Origin of the sequence: Ferrovibrio terrae (assembly GCF_943372915.1) — a bacterium.
Lineage (GTDB): Bacteria > Pseudomonadota > Alphaproteobacteria > Ferrovibrionales > Ferrovibrionaceae > Ferrovibrio > Ferrovibrio terrae_A.
On sequence record NZ_CALSAN010000052.1, the window covers coordinates 1 to 19,189 of the forward strand.

Consider the following 19,189-nt stretch of genomic DNA (forward strand, 5'->3'; position numbering starts at 1 on the left):
CGTCAGGATGTCACGATCCTGGCCGAGGAAATGCCCCATCAGGGGCTTGGCCACGGGGACCAGCAGCTTGAGCCAGGGGATGGTCCAGAAGAGCAGATTGCTCACTTCGGTGCGGATTTCATCGATCGGGGTCACCGCCGTGAAATTCCAGACGCTGTGGCGGCCGACCCTGACATGCTCGACCCGCACGCCGGGCAGGCGGAAGCTGATCTCGGTTTCCGGCGCGCCGCCGAGGATGCGGTAGAGCAATGTGGTTGCTGGCTTATGGCGTTTCATGGTGAAACCATAAGGGCTTGGGCCGAATTCCTTAGCTTTTTCCTTAAGTCTGATCGGGCCGTTGCGCCAGTACCAGGAGCGATGGATGAAGGGCACATGGCCGGGGTCGATCAGGCCGATCACGGCATGGTCGATCGAACAGGGGAACAGCATCACTTCGGTCAGGCTCGGGCGCAGGTCGGCCGGCAGCTCGGGCATGCCGGGCGGCTCCTGGTCGGGCTCGTCCTTGCCCATCCAGATCCAGACCAGGCCGTTCTGCTCCCGCACCGGGTAGCGCCGCGTCCTGATCCTGGTGATGTCGAAGTCCTGGCCTTCGACCAGCGAGGGGATATGGGTGCATTGGCCCGAGGGGGCGAAGCGCCAGCCATGGTAGGGGCAGTGCACCTCCTGGCCGTCGAAGCTGCCTTCCGACAGCGGCACGCCGCGATGCGGGCAGATGTCGCGGATGGCAAAGACGTCGCCAGCCCCCCCATCCTTGGTTTTGGTGCGGCCGAGTAGCACCGGTTCACCGAGCAGAACCTTGGCCTTGGTCTTGCCCGGTTTCAGGTCGTTGCCGGGCAAGGCAAAATACCAGATGTCTTTCAGCAGGAAGGGAGTCGCAACGCTCATCCATGGTTACTAGCATGTGCAGGGCCGCAGCAGCCAGCGACAGGCCGCCGCAGCTAATCCTAGGCCGCTTTTTCGCTCCGTTCTCCTGTATCTGGGATTCGTCCGCAGGCGTTCCCGTTGGCAGGGGCCGGACTCGCTACTTATCCACAAGATATTGGGAATCAACACAATTTCGCCACACTCCTTATGGGATTCGGATTCCATGCGTTCTGGTTTTGCGGCCCTAGGTCGCGTATCGTAAACGAGGAACGGGAATCGAAAATCCAGCTGCGGTCCGGGGTTCATGAGTCACGCCGATTTCGTCCATTTGCGCGTCCACACCGCCTATTCGCTGACCGAGGGCGCCATCCGGCTGCCCAAGCTGGCCGAGCTGTGCAACCGCAACCGCATGCCGGCGGTGGCGATCACCGATACCAACAACCTGTTCGGCGCCCTGGAATTCTCCAAGGAGATGGCGGGCAAGGGCATCCAGCCGATCATCGGCTGCCAGCTCAGCCTGGCGCGTGCCGACCTGGCGCAGCCGAGCGCGCGCAACCTGCGCAAGCCTGATCCCGACAAGATCGTGCTGCTGGCGCAGACCGAGGCCGGCTACGCCAACCTGATGAAGCTGTCGACCAAGGCCTATCTGGAGCCGCCGCCGGGCGAGGTGGCGCAGGTGCAGTGGGCCGATCTGGACGCCTGCAACGAGGGCCTGATCTGCCTGACCGGCGGTCCGAGCGGACCCATCGCCCGCCTGCTGATCGACGGGCAGACGGATGCCGCCCGGCAGCAGCTGGAAGCGCTGGCGAAGATCTTCCCCGGCCGGCTGTATGTCGAACTGCAGCGCCATGGCTGGACTTCGGAGGCCAAGAGCGAGCCCGGCCTGCTCGATCTGGCCTATGCGCTCGACCTGCCGCTGGTCGCCACCAACGATTGCTATTTCCCCGACGAGGACATGTACGAGGCACATGATGCGCTGCTCTGCATCGCCGAGGGTGCCTATGTCAGCCAGCAGGACCGCCGCCGGGTGACGCCCGACCACCGCTTCAAGTCGGCCGAGGAAATGCGGGTGTTGTTCGCCGACCTGCCCGAGGCGATCGACAACACCATCACCATTGCCCGCCGCTGCGCGGTGAAGGCGAACGAGCGCGCGCCGATCCTGCCGAACTTCGGCGACGGCACGGGTGAGTCCGAGGCCGACATGCTGCGCCGCATGGCGCGCGACGGCCTGGAAGAGCGCCTGCAGCAGATCGGCATCACCGACCCGGACAAGGCCAAGGTCTATTACGACCGCCTTGAATTCGAGTGCGAGACCATCATCGGGATGAAATTCCCCGGCTACTTCCTGATCGTGGCCGACTTCATCCAGTGGTCGAAGCGCAACGGCATCGCTGTCGGGCCGGGCCGCGGTTCGGGCGCCGGCTCGGTGGTCGCCTGGGCGCTCACCATCACCGATCTCGATCCGCTGCGCTTCGGCCTGCTGTTCGAACGCTTCCTCAACCCGGAACGCGTATCGATGCCCGACTTCGATATCGACTTCTGCCAGGAGCGCCGCGACGAGGTGATCCGCTATGTGCAGCAGCGCTATGGTGCCAGCAACGTGGCGCAGATCATCACCTTCGGCAAACTGCAGGCCCGTGCGGCGCTGCGCGACGTCGGCCGCGTGCTGCAGCTGCCACTCGGCCAGGTCGACCGCATCTGCAAGCTGATCCCCAACAATCCGGCCAATCCGGTGACGCTGGCCCAGGCGATCAAGGAAGAGGTGCGGTTGCGCGAGGAACGCGACCGTGACGAGGCGGTCGGCCGCATGATGGATGTGGCGCTGAAACTGGAGGGGCTGTACCGCAACGCCTCCACCCATGCCGCCGGCGTGGTGATCGGCGACCGCCCGCTGGTCGAGCTGGTACCGCTGTATCGCGATCCGCATGCTTCGATGGCGGCGACGCAGTTCTCGATGAAATACGCCGAGGCCGCCGGCCTGGTGAAATTCGACTTCCTCGGCCTCAAGACCCTCGATGTGCTGGAAAAGGCCATCGCGCTGATCCGCGCCCGCGGCGTGGCCATCGATCTGGCCAGCATTCCGCTCAGCGACCAGCCCACCTTCACCCTGCTCGGGCGCGGCGATGCGGTCGGCGTGTTCCAGTTTGAAGGCAGCGGCATGCGCGACATGCTGCGCAACATGAAGCCCGATGCTTTTGAAGACCTGATCGCGCTGGTGGCGCTGTATCGCCCGGGTCCGATGGAAAACATCCCGAGCTACATCGCCCGCAAGCACGGCAAGGAAAAGCCCGACTACCTGCACGACTGGCTCAAGCCGGTGCTGGAGGAAACCTACGGCGTCATCATCTACCAGGAACAGGTGATGGAAATCGCCAAGGTGCTGGCCGGCTATTCGCTGGGCGATGCCGATCTGTTGCGCCGCGCCATGGGCAAGAAGATCAAGGCCGAGATGGATGCGCAGAAGGACCGTTTCGTAGAGGGCGCCAAGGCCAAGGGCGTCAAGCCGGAGCAGGCCGCCTTCATCTTCGAACTGGTGGAAAAATTCGCCGGCTACGGCTTCAACAAGAGCCATGCGGCGGCCTATGCGCTGGTCGCCTGGCACACCGCCTATCTGAAGGCCAACTATCCGGTCGAATTCATCGCCGCCTCGATGACGCTGGATATCTCGAATACCGACAAGCTGAACGTGTTTCGCCAGGAATGCGCGCGCCAGGGCATTGCCCTGCTGCCGCCCGATATCAACCGGTCGCAGGTCGAATTCTCGGTCGAATACGACAAGCATGAGAAGGGTGCGATCCGCTACGCGCTGTCGGCGGTGCGCAATGTCGGCGCCGCGCCGATGGCGCAGATCGTCGCCGAGCGCGAGAAAAACGGCCCGTTCAAGTCGCTGTTCGATTTTGCCGGCCGGGTCGATCCCTCGGCGATGAACAAGCGCATGCTGGAAAACATCGCCAAGGCCGGCGCCTTCGACGGGCTGGAAAAGAACCGCGCCAAGGTGATGGCGTCGCTCGAGACGCTGGTGCGCTATGCCCAGAGCAAGGCCGAGGAGCGCAGCTCCAATCAGGTCAACCTGTTTGGCGGCGGCAAGACCGAGGAGCGCCTGCCCCGGCTGCCGGAGGGCGAGGTCTGGACGCCGATGGACCAGCTCGCCAAGGAATTCGAGGCCATCGGCTTCTATCTCTCGGCGCATCCGCTCGATGCCTATCAGGCGACACTCAACCGCGTCGGCGTCAAGCGCTATGCCGATGTGCTCAAGCAGCTGCATTCCAGCGAGCAGGTCGTCAAGGTCGCCGGCACGGTGATCTCCAAGCAGGAGCGCACCTCGCAGAAGACCGGCAACCGCTTCGCCTTCGTCCAGTGCTCCGATGCCTCGGGCATGTACGAAGTGATGCTGTTCTCCGAGGTGCTGGCACAGCATCGCGAGCTGCTCGAGCCCGGCACCAATGTGGTGTGGAACCTCTCGGCCAAGGTGGATGGCGAACAGCCGCGCCTGAACGGCCAGCGCATCGAGAAGCTGGACGATGTGGCGGCGCGTGCCGCCGCCGGCATCAAGATCATGGTCGAGAATGCCAAGTCGCTCGACCAGATCCGCGGCCTGCTCGACAAGGCCGGCAAGGGCAGGGGGCAGGTGCTGCTCGGCCTCAAGCTGGAGGAACCGGGCGTGCCCGGCGGCATCGAGGCCGATATCAAGCTGCCGGCGCTGTATGCGATCAACCCGGCGACCCGCCACCAGATCCGCGTGCTGCCGGGCGTGTTAGAGGTTTATGATATTTAGATATTGATACAGACGAGGGGGGTGCGATGAGTCGGCTTTCTCGTATGACTTTTGTCAGTGTGGTTTTCATCTTGTTGATATCTCCAGCAAGATCGCAAGATATGCGATTGCAGACGAACTGTAAGCTATACCCACATTCATTGCTTTGCGCCGGTTATGATATGGAGACCGCGAAGAAAATGATTGAAGAGGCAGATAGGGCCCGCGCCGAACATCTGCGCACTCAAGAAGAATTGCACCGGATGGATGTTCAAAAGCGATTGGACGATGAAGCAAAAAGGAAGCGAGATATCGAGGCACAAAAGGTAAAAGCTGAAGCCGACCGAAAGAAAGCAATAGAAGATCGCAAGAAAGCCGAGGCAGTGGAAGCTGCTCGACGTATGGAACTCATCAAAGCGTTGGCGATATCAGAATCGGACAAGGCGAGAGTGGTGGCGGGGAAGGTGTGGCTTGGTATGTCGATTGAGGCGGCAGAACTATCCGTCCAACAATCGGGTATTGGACGAGCAAAGAGGCGAGTCCGTTCTTTACGCGAAAACTCTGAATATGAAATTTGGCATTACGGGGGCGGCAGCTCATTGAGTTTTTCCAATGGGAAGCTAATTGAAATGACTGTTGTCGACTAACATTGTGGTGAGCATGAACCAGCCGACCGCCATTCATCGCAAGGACTACCGCGCTCCCGATTTTCGCATCGAGACCGTCGATCTGGATTTCGACCTGCTGCCCGAGGCGACGCTGGTGAAGTCAAAGCTCGCCATCGTGCCGGCCGGCAGCGGCAGGCCGCTGGTGCTGGATGGCGAAGACCTGCAACTGCTGTCAGTCGCCATCGATGGCCGCAGGTTGGCCGAGGCTGAATACAAGACCGATGAGCATGGCCTGACCATCGCCACCGTGCCGGCCAAGGCCTTCACGCTGGAGATCGAGACCAAGATCAACCCGAAGGGCAACACGCAGCTTTCGGGGCTGTACCAGTCGAGCGGTGTGTTCTGCACGCAATGCGAGGCCGAAGGTTTTCGCCGCATCACCTATTTCCTCGACCGCCCCGATGTGATGGCGGTCTATCGCGTTACCATGCGCGCCGATCAAAAAGCCTGCCCGGTGCTGCTGTCGAACGGCAACCTGGTCGAGCAGCGCGATCTGCCCGATGGCCGCCATATGGCGGTGTGGCACGATCCGTTCCCCAAACCCTGCTATCTGTTCGCGCTGGTCGCCGGCGACCTGGCCGTGAACGAGGACGCGTTCATCACCCGTAGCGGCCGCAAGGTCGCGCTCCGCATTTTCGTCGAGCATGGCAAGCAGGGCCGCACCGCCTATGCGATGGATGCGCTGAAACGCTCGATGCGCTGGGACGAGACCCGCTTCGGCCTGGAATACGACCTCGACCTGTTCAACATCGTCGCCGTCAGCGATTTCAATATGGGCGCGATGGAGAACAAGAGCCTGAATGTCTTCAACGACAAGTTCATCCTGGCCGACCCCGAGACCGCCACCGACGTGGATTATGCCGGGATCGAGGCCGTGGTGGCGCATGAGTATTTCCACAACTGGACCGGCAACCGCATCACCTGCCGCGACTGGTTTCAGCTGTCGCTGAAGGAAGGTCTCACGGTGTTCCGCGACCAGGAATTCACCTCCGACATGCGCTCGCGCCCGGTCAAGCGCATCCAGGATGTGCGCCTGCTGCGCAGCCGCCAGTTCCCCGAGGATGCCGGGCCTCTGGCACACCCGATCCGGCCCGACAGCTACATTGCCATCGACAATTTCTACACGCCGACGATCTATGAGAAGGGCTCGGAAGTCATCCGCATGATTCACACCATGCTGGGCGAGGCGGGCTTCCAGAAGGGCATGCAGCTCTATGTCGAGCGCCATGATGGCGAGGCCGCAACCTGCGATCAGTTCGTTGCCGCCATGGCCGATGCCACGGGCACCGACCTGTCGCAGTTCCAGCGCTGGTATGCCCAGGCCGGCACGCCGGAGGTGACGGTGGCCGGCCGCTATGATGCCGGCAGCGCCGATTACGAACTGACGGTGACGCAGCGGGTGCCGCCGACGCCGGGCCAGCCTGACAAGCAGCCGGTGCAGATGCCGTTCGGTGTCGGTTTGCTGGATGCGCAGGGCCGCGATATTCCGCTGCGCCTTGAAACAGGGGACGCGGTCAAGGACGGCATCCTGACCCTGACGGCGCCGACACAGACCTTCCGCTTCAAGGGCGTGCCGGAGCCGAAGGCGATCTCGCTCAACCGCGGCTTCTCGGCCCCGGTGCTGGTGAAAGCGAAACAGGATGGCAGCGCGCAGGCCTTCCTGATGGCGCATGACTCGGATGCCTTCGCGCGCTGGGAGGCCGGCCAGCAATATGCGACCGAGCTGTTGCTGAACCGCGTCGCCGATCCGGCACGGGCCTTCGATCCGGCCTTCATCGAAGCCATCGGCCAAACGCTGCGCGACGACACGCTGGAAAAAGCCTTCATCGCCGAGGCCATCACCCTGCCGAGCGAGGACTATATCGCCGACCGCATGGATGTGGTGGATGTGGACGGGATTCACGCGGCGCGGCGGGCCCTGTGGCGGGAAATCGCGCAGACCTATCGTCCGCAGCTGGAAGCGATCTATGCGGCCAATACCATGCCGGGGCCCTACAGCCCGGATTCCACCTCGGCCGGCCGGAGGTCGCTGAAGAATGCCGCGCTGTCCTATCTGTCGGAACTGGCCGATGTGGATGCGGGCCTGCGCCGCCTGATCCATGACCAGTATGCCAAGGCCGACAACATGACGGATCGTGCCGCGGCCCTGCGCCTGCTGGTCGATCTGCCCGGTACCGAGCGCGAGGCTGCACTGGCCGATTTCTACCAGCGTTTCGCCGACGATCCGCTGGTGCTCGACAAATGGCTGATGCTGCAGGCGATCTCGGCTTTGCCCGATACGCTGCAGCAGGTGACGGCGCTGCTGACCCATCCGGCGTTTTCGATGCAGAAGCCGAACAAGGTGCGGTCGCTGATCGGCGGCTTCACCGCCAATGCGCTGCGCTATCATGCCGCCGATGGTTCAGGCTATGCCTTTCATGCCGACCGCATTCTGGAGCTGGAGCCGATCAATCCGCAGGTTGCGGCCCGGCTGCTGGCGCCGCTCGGGCGCTGGCGCCGTTTCGATGCCGGCCGGCAGGCCAAGATGAAGGCCGAGCTGCAGCGCGTGCTGGCCAAGCCGAACCTGTCGCGCGATGTCTACGAGATCGCCTCGAAGTCGCTCGGCACTTAAGCCGGTTTGCCGTAGGCGCGCAGGAAGGTGCTGACCGCGCTGTCGACCCGGCGCCGGATTTCGGCGGCCGGCATTTCGCCGTCGATGCGCAGGGTGCGCCGCATGCTGCGATGGCCCATCAGCATGCCGAAGAACTGTTCCGCCGCCAGCACCGGATCATCCACGGCCAGACGGCCGGCCTCGGTTTCGCGGTCGAGATAGGCGGCGAGGCGGGCCAGCCCTCTGCCGGGACCGTTGGCATAGAAGGTCGGGCCCAGGGTGGGGAAGCTGGCCGCAGAGCCGATCAGCAGGCGTTGGAACTGCACGGCGCGGTCGGACAGGATCTTGCTGAGAAAACCGACACCGAGTGCGGTCAGCACATCGCGCGGCGTTGCTTCGGGCGACAGCTCGGCCAGGGCTGCCGTGATCTGCCCCGAGCTTTCCTGCACGATGGCGGCGAACAGGTCGTCTTTCGATTCAAACAGGTTGTAGATGGTCTGGCGTGACACGCCGGCCCGGGCGGCGATGGTCTCCAGCCCGATGCCGTAGCCATGCTCGAAGAACAGGTCGCGTGCGGTTTCCAGGATCGCCTCGCGCTTGGCGGCATCGACCGGGCGGCCACGCTTGATGGGGGCTGCCTTGCTCAATGGCCACCGCCGGCGCCGGCGGGCGCGGGTTTGGGCCGCTGCGCGAACACCACCGCGATGGCAGCGGCGAAGAACAGCACCGAGAGAATGACGAACACGTCGATGAAGCTCATGATATAGGCCTGCGCCTGCACCTTGTTGCCAAGCATCTTCATGGCAAACGCGGTCTGGTCGGCTGCGGTGCGGTCGCCGAACATATTGGCGATGCTGTCGATATACTGCTGCACTTCCACCCGGCCCGGATTGACGAAATCGACCAGGCGGTTCCAGTGGAAATTGGTGCGCTCGGTCATGATGGTGTTGATCGCAGCGAGGCCGAAGGCGCCGCCGAGATTGCGGGTCAGGTTATAGAGCCCGCTGGCATTCTTCAGCTCATCCTGCGGCAGGGTGCCGAGCGCGATCACGTTGATCGGCACGATGCAGAACATCAGCGCCGCGCCGCGCATGATCTGCGGCAGCAGCAGCTGGTCGAATTGCCAGTCGCCGGTCAGGCCGGTCATGGTCCAGGTGCTGGCACCGAGCAGGGCGAAGCCGAAGGCCAGCACCGGGCGGGGATCGACCTTGCGCGCCAGTATGCCGGCCATGGGTGCGGACATGAATTGCGCCAGGCCGGTGACGAACATGACCTCGCCGATCTGCAGGCTGTTCAGCCCGCGCACGCGGCCGAGATAGAGCGGCAGCAGGTAGACCAGGCCATAGAGACCGATGCCGATGGTGAGGCTGAACAGGCAGCCGGTGGCGAAGTTGCGGTTGCGGAAGGCCTTCAGATCGACGATCGGGTTGGCATAGGTGAGGCTGCGCCAGAAGAACAGCACGGCGCCGATGCCGCAGGCGACGGCGAAATTGCGGATCGCCGCATCGGCGAACCAGTCGTTGCGGGTGCCTTCCTCCAGCACGTATTCCAGGCTGCCGAGGAACACCGCCAGTGCGCCGAGGCCGATATAGTCGAAGCCCTTGAACAGCGCGTAATTCGGCTTGTCGATATCGATGAAATTCCACACCAGCAGGCAGACGATGATGCCCGGCACGATGTTGATCAGGAACAGCCAGTGCCAGGAGAACAGCTGGGTCAGGTAGCCGCCGAAGGTCGGTCCGATGGTGGGCGCCAGCGTGGCGACCAGGCCGATGATCACGGTGGCGCCGGCCATCTTCTCGCGCGGGAACATCATGTAGGTGCTGGCGAACACGGTGGGGATCATGGCGCCGCCGAGGAAACCCTGGAGCGCGCGCAGCACGATCATGGTCTCCAGGTTGGTGGCCATGGCGCAACCGAGGCTGGCGAGGGTGAAGCTGGCCGCCGAGACGGTGAAGAGCACGCGTGTCGACAATAGCCGCGAGAGATAGCCGCTGAACGGGATCATGATCACTTCGGCGATCAGATACGATGTCTGCACCCAGCTGATCTCGTCGGCGGATGCCGAGAGACCGGCCTGGATCTCGGTCAGCGAGGAAGACACGATCTGGATGTCGAGGATCGCCATGAACATGCCGATGACCATGGCGAAATAGCCGATCATCCGGCCTTTCTGCGTCGCCGGAGCGGCCGGGATCTGCGCCATGGTGGCAGCGGTGGCAGACATGGTCGTGCGGCCCGTTACTTCGCCGCCGTGTGCAGGGCGGCTTCGCTGCGCGTGTCGATATCCACCACCACCGACATGCCGGGCACCAGGAAGGGCTGCGCCTGGGCCTTGTCGATCACCAGCTTGACCGGCACGCGCTGCACGATCTTGGTGAAGTTGCCGGTGGCGTTATCGGGCGGCAGCAGGCTGAACTTGGCGCCCGAGGCCGGCGCGAAGCTCTGGATGTGGCCCTTGATGGTCAGGTCGGGGAAGGCATCGACATGGAGGGCCGCGCTCTGGCCCGGCTTCATGCCGCGCAGCTGCGTCTCCTTGAAGTTGGCGACGACATACACGTCGTCGGTCGGCACGATCACCATGATCTGGGTGCCGGGCTTCACATACTGGCCGGTCTGGCCGGTGCGGTTGCCGATCACGCCATCGACCGGCGCACGGACCACGGTGTTGTCGAGATCGAGTTTCGCGGCGGCGAGATCGGCCTCGGCCTGGGCGATCTGGGCCAGGCCCTGTTCGCGATTGGCCTTCAGCACGGCGATCTGGTTCTGCTCGACCGACTTGGCGGCCTCGGCGCGGTCGACCGCGGCCCTGGCCTTGCGCTGGTCGGCCTGGGCCAGTTCCAGCTTCTGGTTGGACACATAGTTGCCGACGGCGAGCTGGCGGTAGCGCTTGAGGTCTTCCTCGCTGCGCACCTGGTCGGCCCGCGTGCTGCGCCAGGACGCATCGGCTTCGGCGATGGCGGCCTGCTGGCTGGCCAGTTGCTTGTCGATCACATCGATGGCGGCGCGGCGCGCCTGCACGGCAGCCGCGGCCTGCGCCACCTTGGCGCGGTAGTCGCTGGCATCGATCTCGAACAGCACGGTGCCGGCCTTGACCTGCTGGTTGTCGGCCACCGACATCGTCGTGATGTAGCCGGTCACCTTGGGCGCCACGACAGTGATGTCGGCGCCGATATAGGCGTTGTCGGTGCTTTCGATGAAGCGGCTGTAGCTCCACCAGTGCCAGGCACCATAGGTGGCGCCGGCAAGCACCAGCAGGCCGGCGGCGGAGAGGATGGCTTTTTTCTTGGTCATCGGTGTCAGTCCCGCGAAGGGTGAGAAGGCCCGGGAGGTCAGGCCGGGATGATCTATAAGATTAGTGGGCGGTCCTGTCCATTAAATCGGAAGTGAAAGCCGTGACGCCAGTCACAGGATGGGACGAAGGCCCCGGCATGACAGCGCAATATCCGGATAGTTTGTGCTCTGCCAATGGCTTACTCCAGCTGCAGACCCCTGGAGCCGACCATGCCGATGACCCCGCTGACCCGTCTCAGTCTCGCCAACCTGGCCGCCAATGGCGCCGAACAGCTCGCCATGGCGGCGATCCCACTGATGGCGGCGCTGGCGTTGGGTGCCACGGCCGAGACCATGGGTGCGCTGAGTGCGGCGCAGACCCTGCCGTATCTGCTGCTGTCGCTGGTCGCCGGCCTCTGGGCCGACCGGCTGCCGCGGCATTACCTGATGGCCGGCAGCGAGGCTGGCCGTGCCCTGCTGCTGGCGCTGGTGCCGCTGCTGGCCTTTGCCGGCTGGCTTGATCTCGTCAGCCTCGCCATCCTCGGCTTCGCACTGTCGGCCTGCACGGTGCTGTTCAATGTTGCCGCGCAGGCCTATCTGCCGGCCATCGTGGCGCGCGAGGGCCTGCCGGCGGCGAATGCGAAGATCGAGTTCACTCGCGCCGCCGCCGTCTTCCTCGGGCCGGGCCTCGCCGGCGCGATTGCCGGCTGGACTTCGCCGGCCCTGGCGCTGGCCGTCTCGGCGGTGACCTCGGCACTCGCCGTCCTGCTGCTGCTGACACCAGGCATGCGACGGGATCTACCCAGCATTGAGCGCCCGCCGATCCGGCAGGCCCTGGCCGAAGGGCTGGCCGTGGTGTGGCGTCATCCGCTGCTGCGGGCGATTGCCGCCTGCGCCATGGCCTGGAATTTCAGCTGGTTCGTGCTGATGGCGGTGTTCGTGCTGTTTGCCATCAACATGCTGGGGCTGACACCGGCGAAAATCGGCATCGCGCTGGGCGCGCAGGGGCTCGGTATGCTGCTGGCCGCGCTGGCAGCGCCGCTGATCCATGCCCGCCTGCGTCTCGGCCACATGATCCTGCTCGGCCCGGCGACGTCGCTGTTCGCTGCTTTTGCCATCGGTGCCACCACCGCGATGCAGGGCGATGCGGCCTTCATGCTGCTGCTAATCGGCTTTTTCCTGTTCGGCTTCGGGCCGATGCTGTGGACCATCGGGCAGACCAGCCTGCGCCAGGCCATCGTGCCGCTGCGCCTGATCGGTCGCGTCAGCGCGATGCAGCAGGTGGCCACGCTGGGCATGCGGCCACTCGGCGCACTGGTGGGCGGTTTCGTCGGAGAGCGGTTCGGTCTGGATGCCGCGATCTGGTTGGCGGTCGCGGGCTATGGCGTGCAGCTTGCCGTCATCCTGCTGTCGCAGATGCCGGCGCTGGAAACGCTGCCGCCATCGCTGGATGAAGAAGGAGCGGCGGCCTAGTCGCTGCTCTTTTCCATGTTCGGCTTCGGCACCTTGAAGCCGATGGCGCCGCGCAGATCGGCGCCTTCCAGGTCGGCGCCGCGCAGATCGGTGTTGGTGAGATCGGCATCGAGGAAAGAGCAACCACGCAAATTCGCGCTGCGGAAATCGGCCAGCGTCAGGATCGAGCGGTTGAACACCGCGCCTTCCAGATCGGCGCCCTGGAACTTGGCCTGGGTCAGATTGCATTCCTGCAAGCTGGCCGACTGGCGGCGATGCATCGCGCCGGTGATGCTGACGGTCGAGAGCTTGGCACCACGGAAATCCGCATTGGTCATGATGGCGCGGTCGAACTTGGCGCCTTGCAGATTGCAGGTGGCGAAATTCGCATTCAGCATCATGGCTCCGCGCATATCCGACAGCACGAAGCGCGAGCCGGAGAAATCGGTGTTGCGCAGGATGGCGTAGGAGAAATCGCCGGCCGAGAAGTTGATGTTGGTCAGCTTGAGGTCGGAGAGATCATAGCGGCTGAAATCCACCCGCATGCCCTGCTTGCCCAGCGTCTCGATCCAGGTGAGATGCTCCTTGACGATGAACTGCAGCGAGCGGTCGAGATTTTCCAGGCTGCGCGGCATGATTGCCTTGGTGACATCGGCGTCGCGCAGATCGATCGGGCGGAAATAGGCTGCCGTCAGGTCGGCGCCCTCGAAATTGGTTTCGTTCAGCACGGCGCCGGCCAGCACAGACCCATGCAGGATGCAGTGCGACAGGTTGGACGCCGTGAGGTCGGCGCCGGTGAACAGGCAGCCAGAGAGGTTTGAGCCAGACAAATCCGCGCCGTTCAGCTTGGCATTGGAGAAGTTGCAGTTGCTCAGGTCGGTGTTGCGCCCCACCACCTTGCCCAGCTTGGCCGAGGTGAGGTTGGCGCCCGCCATCTTGGCATTGTCGATCGAGGTGGCGCGCTTGAGCACGGCGATCAGGTTGCCATCTTCATCCGGGCGCAGCAGCACGCCGTCGCGGATATCGGCATTGGTCAGATTGGCGGATTCCAGATTGGCATTGCGCAGGTTCACGCCGCGCAAGTCGGCCTTGGTCAGGTCGGCGCGGCGGAAATCTGCCCCCTGCATGTCGGCGGCGAAAAAGGACGAGCCGACCAGGGCGGCATGGCTGAAGTCGGCATAGTTGAGCTTGCTGCCGACGAAATCGGCCGAGGTCAGTTCCTTGCCGCTGAAATCCACCCGCGAGGCATCGCGGAAATGCAGCACCATGCGCTTGCCGCCACGCACACCGCGCACGTAGTTGGCGTGAGATTCAAACATCTCATCGACTTCATACTGGGCAATGACTTTGACGGGATTGTTCATCGGGCGGCTTCTGTATCAGGCTCTTGTCAGCCAGCCTAGCATAGGCGGAGAAGGTTCACGACAGGTTGACGCCGCTGGCGCCGGTGAAGTCCGCACCCGAGACCTGGGCATCGCGCAGGTCGGCCCCGGTCAGATCGGCGCCTCGGAAATTGGCGCCTTTCAGGTTGGCGTCGCGCAGATCGGCATGCATCAGGATCGACCGGGTCAGGTTGGCGCCCTCAAGGTCACAGGCGCTGAGGTTGGACTGGCTCAGATTGGCATTCTCCAGGTTGGCATGCCAGCGCTTGCCCTGCAGGGAGGATATCGGCATCGGCGCCAGCTTGGCGCCACGGAAATTGCTGCCGATCAGATTGGCGCCGCTGAATTTCACCCCGCGCAGGTCGGCGCCGGTGAACTGGGCGTTCAGCAGCATGGCGTCGGTGAAATCGCACATGGTGAGCGCGGCGCCGCCGAAATCGGCTTCCACCAGGGTGGACTGAACGAACAATGCCGCCGAGAGGTCGATTTTGGCCAGCTTGACCCCGGACATGTCGATGCGGCTGAAATCGGCACGCCGTCCCTTGGCGCCCAGCGATTCCGTCCAGGCCAGATGTTCGCGCAGGATGATCTGCAGCGGCTTGTCCAGATCTGCAATGTTCTTGGGCAATTGCGCGCCGGCCAGGCGGGCGTCGCGCATTTCGCTCGGGCGGAAGAAGGCGCCGGCCAGATCGGCGCCCTCGAATTTGGTGCCGTTGAGCATCGCCCCGGCCAGCACGGCGCCCGACAGGCTGCAGCCGCTCATATTGGTGTTGGTGAGATCGGCGCCGACGAAAATCGCGCCGCGCAGATCGGAATTGGACAGGTCGGCGTCGGTCAGGCGCGCATTGGCCAGATTGGCATGGCTGAGATCGGCCTGCTGGCTCATCAGCCGGCCCAGCTTGGCACCGATCAGCTTGGAATGGCTCATCTGGGCTTTTTCGGTGACGGCGCCGCCGACCGCGATCGGCACCAGATTGCCGTCTTCATCGGGTTTCAGCAGCCGGCCATCGCGCAGATCGGCGCCAGAGAGATCGGCGAATTCGAGGATGGCACCGCGCAGGATGGCGCCGCGCAGGTCGGCCCGGGTCAGGTCGGCCGAGGAGAAGTCGGCCATTTCCAGAACCGCCCCGTAGAAATTGGCACCGCTCAGCTTGCAGAATTTGAACACGGCCCCGTTGAAACGGCCGCCGACCATGGCAGCCTCGCGCAGGTCGCGGTTGGCGAAATTCAGGCCGGAGGCGTCGCGAAACTGCAGGTTGAGGCGAAGTCCGCCCCGCATGCCACGCGCAAAGCGCTCATGGCCGGCGATCAGGGGGTCGAGATCTTTCTGATGCACCACCGGGTCCGACATGGGCGCATATGACCATGCCACCTCAGGGGGCGCCAGTATCTATTTGTCAGGGCACGGAAAAATGTGTTGATAACCCTTCTGGAGCAGCGGCGTGGCAGGCCCCGGGGCAGGCGGGCTGACAGGGCCGGCCCAAGCCGGTTGCATTCCCCTCCCGAAGCGGATAAAAGGCGCCGTTCAAACCCACACGCAGGCTTACGCGGTTATCGGGGAGACATCCCGATACGGCGTTCCGGTGTCCGAGTTCCACACGAGGAGCGAAGGACGTGCCTGCGGCGGCCCAACCGGAGAAGGATATAGGATGAGCCTGCCGACCTTTACCATGCGTCAGCTGATTGAAGCTGGCGTGCACTTCGGACACCAGACCCACCGCTGGAATCCGAAAATGAAGTCGTATCTCTTCGGAGATCGCAACAACATTCATATCATCGACCTGCAGCAGAGCGTGCCGTTGCTGCACCGTGCCCTGCAGGCCGTGCGCGACACCGTCGCCGGCGGCGGTCGTGTGCTGTTCGTCGGCACCAAGCGCCAGGCGTCGGAAGCGATCGCGGATGCGGCTGCCCGCTGCGGCCAGTTCTACGTGAACCATCGCTGGCTCGGCGGCATGCTGACCAACTGGAAGACCATCTCCCAGTCGATCAAGCGCCTCAAGGAGCTGGAAGAGCTGCTCGGTGCCGAGAACAACACGTCCGGCCTGACCAAGAAGGAAGTGCTGAACCTGACCCGCGAGCGCGAGAAGCTCGACCGGGCGCTGGGCGGCATCAAGGATATGGGCGGCCTGCCCAGCATCATGATCGTCATCGACACGGTGAAGGAAGACATCGCCATCGCCGAAGCCCGCACCCTGGGCATTCCGGTGGTCGCGATCCTCGACTCCAACTCCGATCCGCAGGGTATCACCTATCCGGTGCCGGGCAACGATGACGCGCTGCGCGCCATCAACCTGTACTGCGATCTGTTCTCGCTGGCCGTGCTGAGCGGCGTCGAAGACCATCTGTCGGAGACTGGTGCTGATATCGGCGCTGCCGAGGAAGCCCCGGTCGAACTGGCAGTGGCCCCGGCGGAAGCCGCCGACGGCGCTGCGGCCCAGGCCTAAGCCTGATCAATCCCGGTCGCGGCGCCTCTGTCGTTTTTCGACGGGGCGCCGCAGCCGTTTCTGACCCGGCCGTTGAACGGTCGCATGCACTGACATTGAGAGGATGACATGGCTGAGATTACTGCGGCCCTGGTAAAGGATCTGCGCGAGAAGACCGGCGCGGGCATGATGGATTGCAAGAAGGCGCTGGGCGAGACCGGTGGCGATCTGAATGCCGCCATCGATTGGCTGCGCACAAAGGGCCTGTCGGCCGCCGCCAAGAAAGCCGGCCGTGTGGCCGCCGAAGGCCTGGTCGCCGTTGCCATCAAGGACAACAAGGGCGCCATCGTCGAGGTGAATGCCGAGACCGATTTCGTTGCCCGTAACCCGCAGTTCCAGGCCGTTGCCAGTGGCATCGCCACGGTGGCCCTGGCTGCCGGCGAAGACGTTGCCGTGCTGGAAGCCGCTGCCTTCCCGGGCACCGGCCGCAGCGTGAAGGACGAGCTGACTCATGCGATCGCCACCATCGGCGAGAACATGACGCTGCGTCGCGCCCGCACGCTGACCGTCGATGGCGGTGCCGTGATTGCCTATGTGCACAGCGCGCTGGGCGATGGCATCGGCAAGCTGGGCGTGCTGGTCGGTCTGAAGTCGACCGGCAAGCGTGAGGTGCTGGAGCAGATCGGCAAGCAGATGGCGATGCATATTGCTGCCGCCAATCCGCAGTCGCTGAGCACCAAGGATCTGGATCAGGCGCTGGTTGAGCGCGAGCGCCAGGTGCTGACCGAGCAGGCTGCCGGTTCGGGCAAGCCGGCGGAGATCATCGCCAAGATGGTCGAGGGCCGTATCCGCAAGTTCTATCAGGAAGTGGTTCTGCTGGAGCAGACCTTCGTGATCGACGGTGAGACCCAGGTTGGCAAGGCCGTGGAAAAGGCCGCCAAGGATGCCGGCGCACCCATCGAGGTGACCGGTTTCGTGCGCTTCCAGCTGGGCGAGGGAATCGAGAAGAAGACAGACGACTTCGCTGCCGAAGTCGCCAAGATGGCCGGCTGATCGGGCCGAGTGACCGAATACTGAAAAGGGGGGCCGATGCCCCCCTTTTTTATGCCCGCTTTACCGCCCCTGATTGTGGCCGGAATCGGGACAGGAGCAGGGCCTGCGGCTGCCACCTGCGCCCGGGCGTGGTATAACCTTCGCCACAGAATCGCCGCGCTTTTCCGTCATCCCTTGGCCCGCGCCGTCGCCAAGGACGCCGCCTGAGGACCATCCATGACCATGAAATACCGTCGCGTCCTGCTGAAATGCTCGGGCGAGGCCCTGATGGGCCCGACCCCCTATGGCATCGACTTCGACACCGTCGACCGCATCACCAGCGAGATCAAGGCGGTGCACAGTCTGGGCGGCGAGGTCTGCCTGGTGATAGGTGGCGGCAACATCTTCCGCGGTGTGGCGGGCGCCACCCAGGGCATGCAGCGTGCCTCCGCAGACTACATGGGCATGCTGGCCACCGTGATCAACGCGCTGGCCGTGCAGCATGCACTGGAAAGCCATGGTGTGCCGAGCCGGGTGATGTCGGCGCTGCGCATGGATACGGTCTGCGAGCCCTATATCCGCCGCCGCGCCATCCGCCATCTGGAAAAGGGCCGGGTGGTGATTTTTGCCGCCGGCACCGGCAACCCCTTCTTCACCACCGACACTGCCGCGGCCCTGCGCGCCGCCGAGATGGGCTGCGATGCGCTGCTCAAGGGCACCCAGGTCGATGGCGTCTACACCGCCGATCCGAAGAAGGACAAGACGGCCACCCGGTATGAAACCCTGACCTACATGGATGTGCTGCAGAAAGACCTGAAGGTGATGGATGCCTCGGCGATCAGCCTGGCACGGGAAAACCGTATTCCGATTCTGGTGTTCTCCTTGCACGAGCCGGGCGGCTTCGCCAAAGTGCTGGCCGGCACCGGCCGGTGCACTGTAATCACCGGCGAATAGGCCCGAAGCGGCCTTTTAGCCATTTGATTGACTTAAGAAAAAAGACGGGAGCGGGCAGTGGCCGAACCGGATATTGACGACATCGAGCGGCGAATGAACAAGGCGGTCGACGTGCTCAAGCATGAGTATGCCGCCCTGCGCACCGGACGTGCGACGGTCAGCATGCTGGACCCGGTCCGCGTCGAGGTTTACGGCAGCGTGATGCCGCTCAACCAGGTCGGCACCGTCAGCGTGCCCGAGCCGCGCATGATCAGTGTGCAGGTCTGGGACAAGAGCAACGTCAAGGCGGTGGAAAAGGCGATCACCGCCAGCGGCCTGGGCCTCAACCCGCAGGCCGACGGCACCCTGATCCGCATCCCGATCCCCGAGCTGAACGAACAGCGCCGCAAGGAGCTGACCAAGGTGGCCGGCCAGTATGCCGAGCAGGCCAAGGTGGCGGTGCGCGGCGTGCGGCGCGACGGCATGGACAACCTGAAGAAGTCGGAGAAGGACGGCGACCTCGGCGAGGACGACGTCAAGATGTACCAGGACGAGATCCAGAAGCTGACCGACGACGCGACCAAGAAGATCGACGAGATTCTGGCGCAGAAGACCAAGGAGATCCTGCAGGTCTAGCATGTCGCAGCCGGTTGTATCGCAGGCGCTTGCGCCGTCTCCGCCGCGCCACATTGCCATCATCATGGATGGCAATGGGCGCTGGGCGAAGGCGCGCGGGCTGCCACGCAACCTGGGCCATCGGCAGGGCATCGACACCGTGCGCGATGTGGTGCGCGCCTGTCGCACGCTGCGCATCGAAT

The 19,189-nt window shown here is 63.9% G+C and carries 15 protein-coding genes; 9 read left to right on the forward strand and 6 right to left on the reverse strand.

The annotated features are described in order from the left end of the window. Positions 1-885, reverse strand: an 885-nt coding sequence (locus AAG821_RS21340) for an aromatic ring-hydroxylating dioxygenase subunit alpha (protein ID WP_341916445.1), incomplete at its 3' end; no start/stop codon positions are given. A 283-nt stretch (positions 886-1,168) separates the two neighbouring features. Here AAG821_RS21340 and dnaE point away from each other — a divergent pair. Genes dnaE through pepN form a run of 3 tightly spaced genes read left to right on the forward strand, consistent with a single transcriptional unit; the run spans position 1,169 to position 7,897 of the window. Beyond that, the gene (gene dnaE / locus AAG821_RS21345; protein WP_341914250.1) at positions 1,169-4,639 is read left to right on the forward strand and encodes a DNA polymerase III subunit alpha; all 3,471 of its coding nucleotides are present in this window, start codon (positions 1,169-1,171) and stop codon (positions 4,637-4,639) included. Between the two features lie 26 nt (positions 4,640-4,665). Then, positions 4,666-5,265: a hypothetical protein gene (locus AAG821_RS21350; RefSeq protein WP_341914252.1), complete on the forward strand. Its 600-nt coding sequence runs from the start codon at positions 4,666-4,668 to the stop codon at positions 5,263-5,265. Further along, positions 5,255-7,897, forward strand: a complete 2,643-nt coding sequence (pepN, locus tag AAG821_RS21355; protein WP_341914254.1) for an aminopeptidase N — start codon at positions 5,255-5,257, stop codon at positions 7,895-7,897. The genes AAG821_RS21350 and pepN overlap by 11 nt, the downstream gene beginning before the upstream one ends. Here the strand turns inward: pepN and AAG821_RS21360 are convergent. From AAG821_RS21360 to AAG821_RS21370, 3 genes are read right to left on the reverse strand one after another with little or no spacing between them, the layout of a single operon-like run. Further along, complete coding sequence (locus tag AAG821_RS21360) at positions 7,894-8,523, reverse strand: TetR/AcrR family transcriptional regulator (protein WP_341914256.1); 630 nt, start codon at positions 8,521-8,523, stop codon at positions 7,894-7,896. The two genes, pepN and AAG821_RS21360, sit on opposite strands and share 4 nt — an antisense overlap. After that, positions 8,520-10,103 (reverse strand): DHA2 family efflux MFS transporter permease subunit, encoded by a 1,584-nt coding sequence (locus AAG821_RS21365; protein ID WP_341914258.1) that lies wholly within the window; start codon positions 10,101-10,103, stop codon positions 8,520-8,522. Before AAG821_RS21365 ends, AAG821_RS21360 begins: the two co-directional genes overlap by 4 nt. A gap of 14 nt (positions 10,104-10,117) precedes the next feature. After that, positions 10,118-11,170 carry an HlyD family secretion protein gene (locus tag AAG821_RS21370; protein WP_341914259.1) on the reverse strand — a complete coding sequence of 351 codons (1,053 nt, stop codon included), beginning with the start codon at positions 11,168-11,170 and terminating at the stop codon, positions 10,118-10,120. A 210-nt stretch (positions 11,171-11,380) separates the two neighbouring features. Between AAG821_RS21370 and AAG821_RS21375 the strand changes: the two genes are divergently transcribed. After that, entirely contained in the window at positions 11,381-12,622 is a 1,242-nt protein-coding gene (locus tag AAG821_RS21375) for an MFS transporter (protein WP_341914261.1), read from the forward strand. Here AAG821_RS21375 and AAG821_RS21380 read toward each other — a convergent pair. Further along, complete coding sequence (locus AAG821_RS21380; RefSeq protein ID WP_341914263.1) at positions 12,619-13,965, reverse strand: pentapeptide repeat-containing protein; 1,347 nt, start codon at positions 13,963-13,965, stop codon at positions 12,619-12,621. The genes AAG821_RS21375 and AAG821_RS21380 overlap by 4 nt on opposite strands. Before the next feature lie 55 nt (positions 13,966-14,020). After that, complete coding sequence (locus tag AAG821_RS21385; RefSeq protein WP_341914265.1) at positions 14,021-15,334, reverse strand: pentapeptide repeat-containing protein; 1,314 nt, start codon at positions 15,332-15,334, stop codon at positions 14,021-14,023. A gap of 298 nt (positions 15,335-15,632) precedes the next feature. Here AAG821_RS21385 and rpsB point away from each other — a divergent pair, with 298 nt between their 5' ends. The 5 genes from rpsB to AAG821_RS21410 all read left to right on the forward strand — a co-directional run. Continuing rightward, entirely contained in the window at positions 15,633-16,427 is a 795-nt protein-coding gene (gene rpsB, locus AAG821_RS21390) for a 30S ribosomal protein S2 (RefSeq protein WP_341914267.1), read from the forward strand. A gap of 108 nt (positions 16,428-16,535) precedes the next feature. Continuing rightward, positions 16,536-17,459 carry a translation elongation factor Ts gene (tsf, locus tag AAG821_RS21395; protein ID WP_341914269.1) on the forward strand — a complete coding sequence of 308 codons (924 nt, stop codon included), beginning with the start codon at positions 16,536-16,538 and terminating at the stop codon, positions 17,457-17,459. A gap of 222 nt (positions 17,460-17,681) precedes the next feature. After that, entirely contained in the window at positions 17,682-18,392 is a 711-nt protein-coding gene (gene pyrH, locus AAG821_RS21400; RefSeq protein WP_341914310.1) for a UMP kinase, read from the forward strand. A 93-nt stretch (positions 18,393-18,485) separates the two neighbouring features. Next, complete coding sequence (gene frr, locus AAG821_RS21405) at positions 18,486-19,007, forward strand: ribosome recycling factor (RefSeq protein WP_341896902.1); 522 nt, start codon at positions 18,486-18,488, stop codon at positions 19,005-19,007. A 1-nt stretch (position 19,008) separates the two neighbouring features. Further along, the coding region (locus tag AAG821_RS21410) for an undecaprenyl diphosphate synthase family protein (protein WP_341916447.1) at positions 19,009-19,189 on the forward strand (181 nt) is incomplete at its 3' end.

Bases quoted from the DNA above. Each gene is read 5' to 3' on its own strand.
- dnaE (WP_341914250.1), top strand. From the start codon at position 1,169: ATGAGTCACGCCGATTTCGTCCATTTGCGCGTCCACACCGCCTATTCG.
- AAG821_RS21350 (WP_341914252.1), top strand. From the start codon at position 4,666: ATGAGTCGGCTTTCTCGTATGACTTTTGTCAGTGTGGTTTTCATCTTG.
- AAG821_RS21365 (WP_341914258.1), bottom strand. From the start codon at position 10,103: ATGTCTGCCACCGCTGCCACCATGGCGCAGATCCCGGCCGCTCCGGCG.
- AAG821_RS21370 (WP_341914259.1), bottom strand. From the start codon at position 11,170: ATGACCAAGAAAAAAGCCATCCTCTCCGCCGCCGGCCTGCTGGTGCTT.
- AAG821_RS21375 (WP_341914261.1), top strand. From the start codon at position 11,381: ATGCCGATGACCCCGCTGACCCGTCTCAGTCTCGCCAACCTGGCCGCC.
- AAG821_RS21380 (WP_341914263.1), bottom strand. From the start codon at position 13,965: ATGAACAATCCCGTCAAAGTCATTGCCCAGTATGAAGTCGATGAGATG.
- AAG821_RS21385 (WP_341914265.1), bottom strand. From the start codon at position 15,334: ATGTCGGACCCGGTGGTGCATCAGAAAGATCTCGACCCCCTGATCGCC.
- rpsB (WP_341914267.1), top strand. From the start codon at position 15,633: ATGAGCCTGCCGACCTTTACCATGCGTCAGCTGATTGAAGCTGGCGTG.
- tsf (WP_341914269.1), top strand. From the start codon at position 16,536: ATGGCTGAGATTACTGCGGCCCTGGTAAAGGATCTGCGCGAGAAGACC.
- pyrH (WP_341914310.1), top strand. From the start codon at position 17,682: ATGAAATACCGTCGCGTCCTGCTGAAATGCTCGGGCGAGGCCCTGATG.
- frr (WP_341896902.1), top strand. From the start codon at position 18,486: ATGAACAAGGCGGTCGACGTGCTCAAGCATGAGTATGCCGCCCTGCGC.